Annotated in this window: 11 protein-coding genes, 1 tRNA gene and 1 other RNA gene; 8 read left to right on the top strand and 5 right to left on the bottom strand. The window is 69.0% G+C overall.

The genetic code is table 11. The features are described 5' to 3' along the window. The first annotated feature begins 156 nt into the window (after positions 1-156). Complete coding sequence (locus FB390_RS04590) at positions 157-966, top strand: NmrA family NAD(P)-binding protein (RefSeq protein ID WP_141807828.1); 810 nt, start codon at positions 157-159, stop codon at positions 964-966. A gap of 142 nt (positions 967-1,108) precedes the next feature. On the opposite strand, the gene FB390_RS33385 is transcribed toward FB390_RS04590, so the two are convergent. Together FB390_RS33385 and FB390_RS04585 are read right to left on the bottom strand one after the other, a co-directional pair. Then, positions 1,109-1,279, bottom strand: a complete 171-nt coding sequence (locus FB390_RS33385) for a hypothetical protein (RefSeq protein WP_185756939.1) — start codon at positions 1,277-1,279, stop codon at positions 1,109-1,111. Between the two features lie 543 nt (positions 1,280-1,822). Then, a tRNA-Ser gene (locus tag FB390_RS04585) sits at positions 1,823-1,910 on the bottom strand. 172 nt (positions 1,911-2,082) lie between these two features. Here FB390_RS04585 and ffs point away from each other — a divergent pair. Together ffs and FB390_RS04575 are read left to right on the top strand one after the other, a co-directional pair. Next, positions 2,083-2,177: signal recognition particle sRNA small type (gene ffs / locus FB390_RS04580), an RNA gene on the top strand. 223 nt (positions 2,178-2,400) lie between these two features. Continuing rightward, the gene (locus FB390_RS04575) at positions 2,401-3,690 is read left to right on the top strand and encodes an aspartate aminotransferase type Ic (protein ID WP_141807827.1); all 1,290 of its coding nucleotides are present in this window, start codon (positions 2,401-2,403) and stop codon (positions 3,688-3,690) included. 138 nt (positions 3,691-3,828) lie between these two features. Here FB390_RS04575 and FB390_RS04570 read toward each other — a convergent pair whose 3' ends face one another. Both FB390_RS04570 and FB390_RS04565 read right to left on the bottom strand, forming a co-directional pair. Beyond that, complete coding sequence (locus tag FB390_RS04570; protein ID WP_141807826.1) at positions 3,829-4,266, bottom strand: SRPBCC family protein; 438 nt, start codon at positions 4,264-4,266, stop codon at positions 3,829-3,831. Between the two features lie 10 nt (positions 4,267-4,276). Then, complete coding sequence (locus FB390_RS04565) at positions 4,277-5,125, bottom strand: methyltransferase domain-containing protein (RefSeq protein WP_425465842.1); 849 nt, start codon at positions 5,123-5,125, stop codon at positions 4,277-4,279. A gap of 96 nt (positions 5,126-5,221) precedes the next feature. Here FB390_RS04565 and FB390_RS04560 point away from each other — a divergent pair, with 96 nt between their 5' ends. The 3 genes from FB390_RS04560 to FB390_RS04550 all read left to right on the top strand — a co-directional run bounded on the left by FB390_RS04560 (position 5,222) and on the right by FB390_RS04550 (position 8,261). Continuing rightward, complete coding sequence (locus FB390_RS04560; RefSeq protein WP_141807825.1) at positions 5,222-5,806, top strand: HhH-GPD-type base excision DNA repair protein; 585 nt, start codon at positions 5,222-5,224, stop codon at positions 5,804-5,806. Between the two features lie 118 nt (positions 5,807-5,924). Next, entirely contained in the window at positions 5,925-6,641 is a 717-nt protein-coding gene (locus tag FB390_RS04555; RefSeq protein ID WP_141807824.1) for a DUF8020 domain-containing protein, read from the top strand. A 351-nt stretch (positions 6,642-6,992) separates the two neighbouring features. Then, a complete protein-coding gene (locus FB390_RS04550; RefSeq protein WP_141807823.1) occupies positions 6,993-8,261 on the top strand; it encodes an ROK family protein in 1,269 nt (422 codons plus the stop codon). Positions 8,262-8,439: 178 nt separating this feature from the next. On the opposite strand, the gene FB390_RS04545 is transcribed toward FB390_RS04550, so the two are convergent. Further along, a complete protein-coding gene (locus tag FB390_RS04545) occupies positions 8,440-10,065 on the bottom strand; it encodes a DUF2207 family protein (RefSeq protein ID WP_141807822.1) in 1,626 nt (541 codons plus the stop codon). Positions 10,066-10,382: 317 nt separating this feature from the next. On the opposite strand from FB390_RS04545, the gene FB390_RS04540 reads away from it, so the two are divergent. Both FB390_RS04540 and FB390_RS34075 read left to right on the top strand, forming a co-directional pair. Beyond that, positions 10,383-11,303, top strand: a complete 921-nt coding sequence (locus tag FB390_RS04540) for a neutral zinc metallopeptidase (protein ID WP_141807821.1) — start codon at positions 10,383-10,385, stop codon at positions 11,301-11,303. A 1-nt stretch (position 11,304) separates the two neighbouring features. Beyond that, the gene (locus FB390_RS34075) at positions 11,305-12,483 is read left to right on the top strand and encodes a neutral zinc metallopeptidase (protein WP_141807820.1); all 1,179 of its coding nucleotides are present in this window, start codon (positions 11,305-11,307) and stop codon (positions 12,481-12,483) included. Positions 12,484-12,486 lie beyond the last annotated feature (3 nt).

The raw sequence follows: 12,486 nt of genomic DNA, 5'->3' as shown, positions 1-12,486 counted from the left end.
TCGCCCTCGAGTTCATCGACCCGGCGGACTTCGTCGTCGGCCGCGAGCCGGACGGCGTCGGTGCGGATTCCGCTGCTGGCGCGTGGATCTCGGAACGGCGCTCTTGACCTCGAGCAAAGTTGAGGTCTTAGCGTCGGCGGCGACGAAAGGAACACCGTGACAACACTGGTAACGGGCGCGACCGGCAACACCGGCCGCCATGTCGTGGCAGAACTGGTGCGTCGAGGCGAGCGCGTCCGTGCGCTCACCCGCGATCCGGCGGCCGCGAAACTCCCCTCGGGCGTCGAACTGGCGACGGGCACTCACACCGCACCCGAGACTTTGGGCGCGGCGCTCGACGGAATCACCCGGCTGCACATCACCGTGACGGCCGGGCTCGCGGAGGTCGGCGAAGAACTGGTCCGCCGTGCCGTCGACGCGGGCGTTCGACGCATCACCATCGTGTGGGGCGGTGCGGTCGGACCTGTCGAGCGAGCGGTCGCCGATTCGGGTGTCGAGTGGACGCGCCTCGAACCGCAGGAGTTCATGTCCAACACGCTGACCTGGGCCGACTCCATCCGCGCCGAGGGCGTCGTGCGCGAACCGTACGACTTCCCGAGCGCCCTGGTGCACGAGGCCGACATCGGCGCGGTCGCCGCCGCCGCGCTCGTCGAGGATGGCCACGCCGGTCGGGCCTACAACCTCACCGGACCGGAACCGCTCACCTTGCGGGAACGTCTCGCGATTCTGTCCAAGGCGATCGACCGCGACATCGCCTTCGACCGGATCTCACATCAGCAGGCGATCGACCGGCTCATGGCCATGGGCGTCTCCCAGGCCGACGCCGACTACGTCATCGGCTGGTACGCCGCACCGCCGACCGAAGCCGCCACCGTCGACGACACCGTCCCCCGAGTGCTCGGCCGCCCCGCCCGCACGTTCACCGACTGGGTCACCGAACACGCCCACCGCTTCCGCACCCCCTGACCCGGCGCGCGAAATCGACGGGAGAGAAATGGTGGCTCCGAGGGCACGCACAACCACCATTTCTCTCCCGTCAGAACCATTCGACTACGGTCGATAGAGAAATGGTGGTGGGCGTCCGCTCGGGGCGGTGGGCCGGATTCGGTCAGCTGCTGCCGAACAGGTCGAAGGGGAAGAAGTTGTTCCACCCGCGGTCCCACCCCGGGCCCCGCTCGCGTTCGCAACGGTCGTAGTCGCCGCGCCGATCCCAGCCGTATCCGCCGCCGTTCCAGTTGTCGTGGCCACGCTCGCACGGGTCGTAAACGCTCTTGCACATGAACTCATGCTTCTCGCACGGCGGGAATTCGGTCCGCACCACGCCGGGCGATGCTGGGACAGCCGCCGCTGGAACCGCCGCCGCGATGGGAGCCGTCACCGCGACCCCGACCACCGCAACCCCGACGAGCAACCGAAACTTGCCTACCTCACAGGTTTTGTTGGTCTTCATATCTGCCTCTTCCGGCAAGCCCGGCAGGCGGCCCGACGACTCGCCGATCGGTCGAGTAGTGACATCCCCGACGCCCTCAGCCTAGGCCCGTACTTCCACTCGCCACCAGGCTCGCGCCGCTCGATGGCTCGCCGTTCTCCGTCGCCTCCCGCGGGGGTCGGCGCATCGGCGAGGTCATTCGACTGGCTCGTTGGTGAGCGACTTCTGGCGACGGCGGGATCGAGGCCGCCGTGCCCGGCGGTGCCGGCGGCGGTGGTCGCCGTTGTTCCGCGCTTCGGGGGCTGCCGGGCCGCGGATGGAGTGTTCGCCGGGCGGGAGATGCGAAACGGCCCAGGTCGGGAAACGGGAAACCGTGTCCGACCTGGGCCGTTGTGGCGGAGGATAGGGGATTTGAACCCCTGAGGGCGTTAACCCAACCCGCGTTCCAGGCGAGCGCCATAGGCCACTAGGCGAATCCTCCGTGGAGCAGCATACCGGTTGCCCCCGGTCGGACACCAAATTGGGCTCGGCATCTGGACGGGGAAGGCGGCTTCGCGCTGGTCGAAGCGGGTTCCGGCGGAAGGGGTCGGCGAGGGTGGTGGACGTGGCCCGGCCCCGTGCGGACGGGGCGGCGCGGACCCGCTACACTGGCCGACGGATCCCGCGCGGCGCGCATCCTGTGAACTCCCCCAGGGCCGGAAGGCAGCAAGGGTCAACGGGCTCTGCCGGGTGCGCGGGGTCCCCTATATTTCCGGCCGATGCCGAAGATCGGGCACTCGCCCTCAGTTCCGGGAGATCGCAGAGCGGGTGCGGCCGTCGTCGAACCGCGGATGCCCGTTGCGCAGGCGGAGGTATCGCCCCAATTCCGAGCAACACACGGGTAACGTGGTCAACGGTCCACCGACGGTCGGACGACTTCGGTACGGACATCGACCCCCACGCCACTTCGCTGCTTCGAAAGGCTGCTCAGGATGCCCCGGCAAACGCAGATCGGTTTGATGAGCCATGAGGAGCTCGTGTCCGAACACGAGTCCCAGACCGCGAACTACGCGACGCTCAAGACCGAGAAGCTCACGCTGGACCTGACCCGCGGAAAACCTTCGCCGGAACAACTCGATCTCTCCGCGGAACTGCTCTCGCTGCCAGGCGAAGGCGACTACCGGGACGGCACGGGCACCGACTGCCGCAACTACGGTGGGCTGCACGGCCTCCCGGAACTGCGCGCCATCTTCGGTGAGCTGCTCGGCATCCCGGTGGAGAACCTGCTCGCGGGCAACAACGCGAGCCTCGAGCTGATGCACGACGTCATCACCTACGCGATGCTGTACGGCACCAACGATTCCGAGCGGCGCTGGGCCGCCGAGCCTGCGCTGAAGTTCCTCTGTCCCGCACCGGGTTACGACCGCCACTTCGCGATCACCGAGGCGCTCGGCTTCGAGATGATCCCGATCCCGATGCGCCACGACGGCCCCGACACCCACCGCATCGCCGAGCTGCTCGCCGCCGACCCGCAGATCAAGGGTCTGTGGGCGGTGCCGAACTACTCCAACCCGACCGGCGTCGTGTTCTCCGAAGAGATTGTGCGCGAACTTGTTTCGATGCCGGCCGCCGCCCCGGACTTCCGCTTGTTCTGGGACAACGCCTACGCGGTGCACCCGCTGACCGACACCGCGGCGCCCGTTTTCGACGTGCTCGGCATGGCCGCCGCCGCGGGAAACCCGAACCGGCCCATCGTTTTCGCCTCCACCTCGAAGATCACCTTCGCCGGCGCGGGCGTCAGCTTCCTCGGTGCCTCCACCGCGAACCTGGACTGGTACCTCTCGCACGCCGCGAAGAAGAGCATCGGCCCCGACAAGATCAACCAGCTGCGCCACCTGCGCTTCTTCAAGGACGCCGACGGCGTGCGCGCGCACATGCAGAAGCACCGCGAGATCCTGGAACCGAAGTTCGCCCTGGTGCTGAAGATCCTGGAGGACCGGCTCGGCGCGTCGAAGGTGGCCTCCTGGACCGAGCCCAAGGGCGGCTACTTCATCAGCCTCGATGTGCTGGAGGGCACCGCGGCCCGGGTGATCGCGCTGGCCAAGGACGCGGGCATCGCGCTGACCGCCGCCGGTTCGGCCTTCCCCTACCGAAACGACCCGGAGGACAAGAACATTCGCATCGCCCCCAGCTTCCCGAAGCTGCCGGAACTGGAGAAGGCGATGGACGGCCTGGCCACCTGCGTCCTGCTGGCGGCCACCGAGAAGCTGCTCGGTAAGTAGCACCTGGCAGCTGCCCGACGACCAGGACCGGGCAGCTGGTCGGCCACCGAGAAGCTGCTGGTCGACCAGAACGAACGACGGCCCTCCGCACCGTGTGCGGAGGGCCGTCGTTTCGTTCTACTAGTGCTGCGGCCGCACCTACCGCGATTCCAACAGCGCTTTCAATCGCGCCAGATCCGCGCGATTCGCCCGACGCATCGCCGCCTCCATCACCGGCGCGACCACTTTGCCGAAGCCCGCGGGTTCGCCGCGGTTGCGCAGCGTCATGCGGGTGCCGGTACCGGCCGCCTCCCAGGTGTAGGTGGTCTCCATGGGAAACGGCCCCTGCGCGGTGCTCATCACCAGCCGCGAACCGGGCTCGTATTCGACGATCTCGTAGGTGTAGACCAGCCGCTTGCCGAGGAAGTGCGCGACGAACTCCATGCGAGAGCCCACCCGCAGCGGCGGCGCGGTCCGCCACTCGACGCTGCGGATGTTGGCGTACCACTCGGGCGCGTTGGCTGGGTCGCCCGCGTACGCGGACACGACCTCGGGCGGCCGTTCGATGACGATGTCGGTGAGCACGTCGACAGCCATCGCGTGCGCCTCAGTGCGGCTTGTGCGCCAGCACCGCGAACATCGTCACCGACAGATGGATGTCGCCGCTGTCCGCGCCGCGCTCGAGATCGTCGAGCAGCTGGTCGCGCTGGGCCTCGGTGATGGAGCCCCGCGCCACCGCCATGGCTGAGATACGGGTGACCAGCGAGCCGGGACCCACGCTGCGGTCCTGTACCAGCGCGTGCGAGCCGATATCGTCGATGACCAGGCCTGCCTGGGTCAGCAGGCCGGGCAGCCTGCGGCCGGAGAGCGGGTTCGTGGTCGCCGAGACCAGCGTGTCCAGCACCTGCCGAACCACCTGCCGGTCGCCGGGGTGCACGATCGCGGTGTCCCAGTCGACGTCGACCACCACCGCGCGTCCACCCGGGCGCAGCACCCTGGCGATCTCGTTCGCCGCGCGAGCCGGGGCGGTCAGGTGCTGGAAGACGCGCTCGCACAGCACCGCGTCGAAAGTGTCCGCGCCGAAGGGAATGCCGTAGGCGTCGCCGGAGTGGAATTTCGCGCGCGAGCCAAGCTGGGACGCGCGGCGCTCGGCGGAGGCGAGCAGGTGCGGATCGGGCTCGACCCCGACCGCCTCGCCGGTCGGTCCGACGGCGTCGGCGAAGGCGATGACCTCCGAGCCGGTGCCGGAGCCGACGTCGACGGCGTGTTCACCGGGCTGCAACGCGAGCGCGTCGTGCGCCCAGGTGCGTAGCCGCCGGATGCCGGGCAGTGTGGCCTGCAGGTCGCGCACGTCGACCAATTGATCCTGGCCCGCGCTGTCGAAGCGATCCGGGCGCAATGAATAGGTGTCCATGGGCGCGTGTCCGTCCCTAGGTATTGCCGTCGTCTGAGGCATGGCCAGAGCCTACGCGCGGCTGTGGCGTACCGCACAGCTGGACGCGGGTGAGATGATCGTCGGACGGAACGCGCCGACAAGCCGAAAGGAACGACGGTGACCGTCACACTGTGTCTCGCGCAGGAACCGGAGGCCGACAAGCTCCTGTCGGAAGACCCGTTCGCTCTCCTGACGGGCATGCTCCTCGATCAGCAGTTCCCACTCGAACACGCCTTCCGCGGTCCGAAGAAGATCGCCGACCGGATGGACGGGTTCGACATCCACAAGATCGCCGAGGCCGATCCGGAGGCGTTCGAGGAACTCGCCGCGACGCCGCCCGCCATCCACCGATACGGACGCTCCATGGCGCGTCGCACCCAGGAACTGGCGCGCTACGTCGTCGAGCACTACGACGGCGACACCGCCGCGATTTGGACGAACGGTGATCCGGACGGCAAAGAAGTGCTGCGCAGGCTGAAGGCGCTGCCCGGTTACGGCGACCAGAAAGCACGCATTTTCCTTGCCCTCCTCGGCAAGCAACTCGGAGTGCGCCCGAAGGGCTGGGAAAAGGCCGCGGGAGCCTATTCGGAGAAGGATTCGCGACGTTCGGCGGCCGATATCACCGACGCCCAGTCCCTGCTAGAGGTGCGTGCGTTCAAGAAGCGGATCAAGGCCGAAGCGAAGGCGACCGCGGCGAAATAGTGCTTCGCTCGGCGATTGCCCATTCGAATCTCGCTGCTTTTTTCCCTCGTCCCGGACGCGCCGGTGCTCGATGCTTTCCCCTCGAACACGCTCCATCGGATGAGGGATAGCAGTACATATGAAGATCAGGAAGCTCGCCGTGGTCGCGGCACTCGTGACCATGGCGACCGGTGTCACCGCGGGAACCGCGGTGGCCGGTCCGGAGACCCCCGCCGGGGACGTCATCAACTACACCGCCACGCAGACCGAGACCGCGGCGATCATCAGCACCGACGCAGGCTCGATCGTCGCCGAGGACGGCGCGCTGAAGATCAAGGCCGCCGACGGCACCGTGGTCGCGGGCACGCCGCTGAAGTTCCGGCTCGACGAGTTCGAGTTCCCGATCGCGGCGCAGATCTCGGATCGCACCGCGACGCTCACGCCGCAGCTCGATCTCGACCACGCGACCTACAAGCCGGTCGCGCTGCCGTTCGAGGACAAGGCGCCGTGGAAGTCCGAGTACGACCGTGAGGTCGCGGCCTGGACCCGGCTGACCAGCACCATCAGCATGGGCGCCACGATCGGCACGCTGGTCGGCGGTCTCGGCGGGGCCGCGGTCGGCTGCGTGGTCGGCGGCATCCTCGGCGGCGCCGCGGTCGGCGGCACCATCGTCGGACTGTTCGGCCCCTTCCTGCCCGCCGCGGCCGTCGGCTGCGTCGCCGGTGCGGCCGCGGTCGGCGCGCTCGGCACCATCGCGGGCCAGATCTTCGTGACGGCGCCGGTCGCCATCGGGGCGCTCATCCAGTACTTCTCGACGGTCAACGCGCCGTTCAACCCGCCGGCTCCCGCGAAGTAGTCCGTTCGCACACCTGGAAAACCGCCCCGCCCAACGCCTTTCGCGTGGGCGGGGCTTCGGCGTGCCCGCCTCTGACCAGGCGAAACGCTGTGTCCTCGACCACCGAAAATCCCGGAAGCTTGGTGCGCCGGTGAATTCGGTGTTACCTTTTTTTGCATGTCCAACAGCAGCCCCTCCGCCTTGCGGGTCACCTACGTGACCGCCGCGCTCGGCCTGCGGCTGCCGCTGACGCGGGAGCTGTGTCGCTCCTGTCGTCGCAGCTGAGCCGCCTTTTCGGCGCGCGCGCTGCCTCGTCGCCGCTCGTGTAGGCACGTCCCGTTCTCAGACGGGACTTCAGCAAGGACTTTCAATATGTCGATCCCCACCCTGGAACGATCCGCTTCGCGGGTCGCCACCGGTCGTGTCCGTGTCCAGCGCCCCGTCGTCGCTCCGGAACTCCGTATCTCCGACAATCCGGCGGCCGCCGTGCTGCGCGCCGCGACCGGCGGCCCCATCTCGCGCGACAATGCCGCGCGCGCAACGGGTTCGAGTATCGCGACGGTCAACCGGCAGGTGTCGGCGCTGCTGAACGCCGGACTGCTGCGTGAGCGCCCGGACCTGACCACGTCGGGTGCGGTCGGCCGTCCCCGGGTGCCGTTCGAGGTCGACCACGACACCTATCTCACCCTCGGCATCCATATCGGCGCCGCCGTGACCAAGATCGTCGCCGCCGACCTGCGCGGCCGGATCCTCGGCGGTCTCGCGATCGCCACCCCGCAGACCGGCCAGGAATTCGCGACCACGACCGTCGCGCGCAGCGCGAAAGCCTTTCTGCAGCGCTGGCATCGGCGAAAACCGCTGTGGGCGGGCGTCGCCATCGGTGGCCGCGTCGACCCGCTGACCGGCGTGGTCGACCATCCCAAACTGGAATGGAAGGGCGCCCAGGTCGGCGCGGTGCTCGGCGACGTGCTCGAGCTGCCGGTCTCGGTGGCGCCGCACGTCGAGGCGATGGCGGGTTCGGAACTGCTGCTGCCGACCCCGGAACCGCGCGAGGGACAGCAGCGCGGCAGCAGCCTGTTCTTCTACGTGCGCGAAACCGCGGGTATCGCGGTCACTCTGGACGGCCGCGTGCACACACCGAGCAACGGCCCAGGTTCGATCGCGCACCTGCCCACCGGCTCGGACGTCGAATGCACCTGCGGAAGGCGCGGCTGCTTGGAGGTCACCGTCGGTGACCGCGCGCTGCACGCGCGGGCGGTCGGGCGCGGAATCATCCCGGCGTACAACGGAACCGCGGGCTCGACCATCGCGGATCTGTACCGCGCGGCCGCGGGCGGTTCCGTCCCGGCGCGCGAGCTGCTCGCGGAGCGGGCCGCCATGCTCGGCAGCACCGTCGCGCTCGTGCGGGACATGCTCAACCCGGATCGCGTCATCCTGGGCGGACAGGCGTTCACCGGCTACCGCCCCGGCATCGCGCACGTCGCCGAGTCGTTCCGGCGGAGTTCCACCCTGCCGCCCACCGACATCCGCATCAGCGGATTCGGCGGAAAGGTCCAGGAATTCGCCGCCGTGGTGACCTCGCTCAGCACGCTCTACGCCGATCCGCTCGCCGCCATGCGGCGGACCGCGTTCGCCGACTGACCCGACTGCGTTCGCCGGCTGCTGCGCGGCATTCGCCGACTGGCGGCGGGCGGCGTTCGCCGACCGACGCCGGATCGCGCTCCACCGACTGGCGGCGGACCTCGCTCGCCGGGTGGCAATGCGCGGAACGCCGAAGGCCGGGTCCTCTTCGGAGAACCCGGCCTTCGGCATGCGTCCGTCAGCGGGCCGGCGACCCGGTGAACAGACCCTCGAGCGCCGTGATGAAGAACGGGAAGTGGGCGGCGAACCGGTGCAGGTTCTGGTCGCGTTCGAAGCTGCCGAACCAGTAGAGCCCGGGTTGGGCGTCGGCGGCCGGGTTCAGATCGCGGAACGCTCGAATCCAGTTGTCGGCGCGGCCGCCGACCACGGTGAAGGGCAGTGCGCGGGAGAACACCGTCTCCTGGTCGGTCGGCGGAATCTGTTCGCGCCGGGTGGCATCCAGACCGCGTTGCAGTGCGCGCACCTGGCCGGCCAACCTGCGACCGTCCTGGGTGCGCACCGGTAGGTACTTCGGCATCAGCACGGTCGCCACGCCCGCGAGCAGAATCGCGACGCCGACCAGCGCGGAGCCCGAGGTGACTGCCAACCCCACCGTCGCGGCGATGCCCGCGACGATCAACGCGCCGCCCACCCAGACCGGAAGCCCAATGCGGGACCGGTCGGCGAACGCGCCGCGGCGCACCGCGTCGTCGATCATGGCCTTGCGGATCGGTTCGGCCTGCACCCGTCCCGGCGCGCGCAATTCGGCGACGGTGACCGCGTCGGCGCCCTCCGGCAGCAGCGCCGCGTACACCGCCTTCTCGTAGTCGCGCAGCTGGTCGTCGGCGGCGTTCACCCGGGTGATGCGCCAGTCGTTCTCGCCGATCGGCGTGATCCAGATGTAGCGCCGCACCGCGAGATCCACCACGGTGGCGGCGATATCGATGGGATCGGCGTGCTCGTCGAGCAGCACGCCCGCCTCACCGGGCAGGATGCCCTCGGGTGAGGTGAACTGCACCTGGTTGCCGTCGCGCAGCAGCGGTTCGACGGTTTCGGAACCGCTTCCCGCCGCGGCGTTCTCGCGACGGGCGCGCAGCACGAAGGCGGCCAGACCGGCCAGCGCCAGCAGCAGCACGCCGAAGGCGGCCAGCACCGGGCCGGTCACCGAGAACGGGCCGGGCGCGCTCTCGTCCTCGATGTCCGCGTTCGCGGGTACGGTGCCCGGCGGCAGTTGCAAGGTCAGGTCGATGGCGTCGCCCTTGTGCAGGTCGGTCTGCTCCAGCCAGAGCACGCCGTCGGCCTCGATGCGCACGTCGGCGCACGGCCTGGTGTTGCCCGGCGGCCCGAGTTTGCAGTCCACGATGGCCATTTCGTAGCTCGGGCTGATCACCGAGGCGCTGATGGACGCGATGTCGGTGTTCATCACGCCGAGCCAGTGGAACACCTGGGTGCCGGGCGCATCGCTGACGGTGTTGTGGATCGAGTACTTGTAGCTGGACTCGCCGGGCTTGGCGTCGATGGTGAACTGATCGTTGGCGACCGTCGCGGTGCCCGCGCCCTGCGCGTCGATGCCGGTGACCTCGAACCGCCGTTCCACGTCGTCCTTCAACTGAAGGCGCAGTGGCAGAGACATCTTGAACGATTCGCCGGGCGGCACGGTCACCGTCTCGTCGACTTCGAGCACGCCCTCGCGGCTGAGTTTCAGATCCGCGACGATGGTCACGCCCTCGGGCGTCGGTTCGCTCTGGGCACCCGGCGCGGTCGCCGCCAATCCCGCGAAGGCGAGAATCAGCGCGCTCGCGGCGGCCCCCCGAAATGTCAGCATGGGTGCCTACTCTAGACAGGTTGCTATTCTTCGTCAGCGGCTGTCGACGATCATCTGAGGCGAGGGGGTACGGGGGAGTGACCCAACCACCGTACGGATATGGACCGGTTCCACCTGGTGGACACCAGGTTCCGCCGCCCGGCTACGGGCCACGTCCCGGTTATGGCCCGCCGCCCGGATACCCACCCGCGCCGGTTTACGGTCCGCCGCCCGGATACGGCCAGCGCCCGGGTTACGCTCCGCCACCTGGCTATTCGCCTCCGCCCGGCTACGGCCAGCCGCCCGGCTATGGCCAGCCGCCCGGGTATCGCCCGCCGATGCCGCCGCCGATGCCGTACGGCCCGCCGGGTCGTCCGCCGCGGCCGCCGCGCAAGGGCGGCGGAAGCAAGATCGTCTCGCTGCTGCTCGTTGTGGTGTTCCTGGTGGCGGGTGCGTTGGTGCGCACCGCGATTCGCAGTGACCGCGACGACCGCGCCTCGGGCCCCTCGCCCAGCTTCACCTACACCCCGGACGGTTCCCAGGGCGCCGCGGAGACGGGCAACAACCCGCTGCTCACCGATCCGAACGCGACGCTGATCCCGGCCGATTGCGATTACTCCCCGTGGAGCACGCAGGTCGAGACCGCGCGCAAGTTCTTCGAGACCGCGGCGGGCTGCCTGGAAGCGGCGTGGAAACCGGTGTTGCAGAAGGCGAATCTGCCGTTCACGCCGCCGACGCTGAACGTCAGCGCCTCCACCGCGGGCATCTCCACGCCGTGCACCGGCACCACCACCAACTTCGCCGCGTTCTACTGCCCGGCGAACAAGACCATCTACATGCCGATCAGCCAGTTGCAGACCGACCTGTTCAAGGACAACTGGGTGGTCTACCTGTCGGTTTTCGCGCACGAGTACGGCCACCACGTGCAGGCCGTTTCCGGCATCCTGCGCAAGGCCAACAGCGAGCGGGTGGACGCGGGCACGCGCAGCCAGCGCGGACTGGAGCTCTCGCGGCGAATCGAGTTGCAGGCGCAGTGCTTCAACGGCATGTACCTCGGTTCCTCCGAGGACGGCGGCGCGCTCACCTCCGCGCAGATCGGCGTCGCCAAGCGTGACGCGCGCGGCCGCGGTGACGGCCCGACCGACGCGCGCGACCACGGATCCTCGGAGAACAGCGGCGACTGGTTCGAAGAGGGCGTCGACAAGAACCGCACCAACCAGTGCAACACCTTCACGGCGCCGGCCAACCGGGTGAGCTGAGATGACCACGCCCCCGTACGGTTACGGTCACCAGCCACACTATCCGCCGCCGTACGGACCGCCCGGTTACGCGCCGCCGCCCGGGTATCCGCCCCCCGGCTACCCGTATCCCGGGCCCGCGCCCTACGGTCCGCCACCCGGCTACGCGGTCCCGCCCTACGGCCCGCCGGGCTACGGGCGTCCCTATCCGCCGCCGCGGCGCGGAGGTGGATTCGGGGCGGCACTGGGGGTGCTGGGGATCTTCCTGATGGTCGGCTCGCTGATCGCCGCGGCGGTCGCGGTGGCGAGCAGCGAGAGCGAGAACGACCGCAGGGCAACGGCTTACACGCCGAGCTACACCTATACGCCGACGACTCCGTCGACCTCGGCGGCGACCACCACGTCAGCGGCACGCCCGACCACCAGGGCGAGCAGTTCGGTTCGCACCACCTCGGCGACTCCGACCAGACCCGCGGGGCCGCAACCGGTCGCGAAGCTCGGCGACCATCCGCTGTTCGCCCACGCGGACACGGGACTGAACAACATCCACTGCACGTTCCCGCGCTGGGCGCCGAATGTGGCGGCGGCTCAGGCGTTCTACCAGGCCGCCTCCACGTGCCTGGGGCAGATGTGGAAAGACCTGCTCGATTACGAGAAACTGCCGTTCTCGCCGCCGAACATCAGCGTCCCCGCGCGCGGCGTCGACGCGGTCTCGCCGTGCACCAGCTCGGGCGGCGACTACGCGGCGTTCTACTGCTCGATGAACAACACCATCTACATGCCGATGGACAAGATTCAGGCCAACTTGTACGGCGACAACTGGATCATCTACCTGATGGTGTTCGCGCACGAGTACGGCCACCACGTGCAGGCGATCACCGGTATCTCGAAGCGAACGCACGAGGAGCGATACAACGCGGGGCCGCGCAGCGCGCGGGGTCTGGAGTTGTCGCGCCGCCTCGAGTTGGGCGCGCAGTGCTTCGGCGGTATGTTCATCGGCTCGTCCGCCTACGTCGGCTCGGTCACCGGAGCCCAGGCCGAGTACGCGGTACGGGACAACTACACGCGCGGTGACGACGCCGGTGACGCCCGCGACCACGGATCGAAGCAGAACTACGGCCTCTGGTACGAGTACGGCTACCGGAACAACCGGGTCCAGCAGTGCAATTCCTGGGTGGCCTCGGCCGACGCGGTGTCCTGAGCC

The organism is Nocardia bhagyanarayanae, assembly GCF_006716565.1.
Lineage (GTDB): Bacteria > Actinomycetota > Actinomycetes > Mycobacteriales > Mycobacteriaceae > Nocardia > Nocardia bhagyanarayanae.
This window is presented reverse-complemented; position numbering and strand designations above follow the sequence as displayed.